The 1293-nt window shown below is 32.9% G+C and carries 1 protein-coding gene; it reads right to left on the reverse strand.

The window, feature by feature from the left end:
• Positions 1-60 precede the first annotated feature (60 nt).
• Positions 61-1293, reverse strand: a 1233-nt coding sequence (locus tag GJV76_RS15565; protein WP_155093493.1) for an IS1182 family transposase, incomplete at its 5' end; no start/stop codon positions are given.

Below are 1293 nucleotides of genomic sequence, written 5' to 3' on the forward strand. Positions count from 1 at the left end.
GAGGGTGTCCCAAAAGGTCACCCTCTTTTGTATTATATAAAACGTTACTTTTCTCTTAGATTAAAAGTTCTTGCAATTAAAACGAGTTTTAGACTTATAATTTGTCATTTTTCGTTTATCAGTCTCTTTTTTAGGATGAAAATTGTTGTTTAAAGTCGATTTTTCTCTATTCTTAGTAAGTTTTCTTAAATTATGTGCAAGAGCCATCAGTCCAAATTCAATTTCGACCATTTCTAATCCTCTTAGAGTAAACCTAGTAAATTTGTTGTTGCTTTTTAGTTGTCCAAAAACAGCTTCTACTTCTACAGGTCTTTTACTTCTATGATATTTACCGCGTTCAGAGTTGAGTAATTCTCTAATATGTTGTTTTATTTGAACCAATCTATGATTCATAGAGACTGTTCTGTTTTCTGCTGCTTTATTACATAGCTCTTTTAACGAGCATTTCAAGCAGTTAGAAGCTTGATACAGATGTATTTTTGACGCAAAACCAGTGGTGGTGTATTTAGTACTACTTCCAATATTAGGTAGCTTTTCTCCATTTGGACATAAGATGTAATCAAACAATTTATTGTAGTAAAGATTGTGTTGTAGAAAAGGGTTGTTCTTCCAAGCTCTTTTCTGTTCCATATGAAAATAATTAAATTTCACATAGGGCGTTATTTCTCTTTCAAGTAAATACAGATAATTCTCTTCGCTACCATACCCAGCATCTGCTACAACTTCTTTACTTTGTTGTGCATAGGTTTGTTCAAAAGTCTCTAGATGATTGATTAAGGTAGTGGTGTCAGTTGATTTTTGTGCAATAGTATAATGTGTAATAAATTGATTTTCAGTACTTATTTGAGTATTGTAGGCAGGTTTAAGTTGCCCGTTTTTCATGTGATCTTCTTTCATTCGCATAAAAGTAGCATCTGGATCTGTTTTACTATAACTATTTCGAGTACCTAAAGTTTCTAGTTGTTGTTCGTATTTTTGCAAGCGAGGTAAATGCTCGTCTTCTAACTGTTTGAGCTGTTTAGCTGTAGGTTTGGGTAGGTCTGCCCTATGTTTATTTAACTGAGTCACTTTTTCTTTAAGCTCTAAACTATCAATATTTTTGGAACAGTGTTCTTTTGCGAGTTCACTTTGATCCTGTTTGATTTGACCCTCTATTTCTGTGAGAACATCTTGAATTTTTGTTTCTAATTTAGCCTTGTTTTTCTCCACTGAACCACGCCATACAAAGGTGTATCGGTTAGAGCTAGATTCAATTTTTGTTCCATCAATATATTGAACTTGTAAACTAACATA

The sequence above is a fragment of the Myroides albus genome (assembly GCF_009711045.1).
Lineage (GTDB): Bacteria > Bacteroidota > Bacteroidia > Flavobacteriales > Flavobacteriaceae > Flavobacterium > Flavobacterium album_A.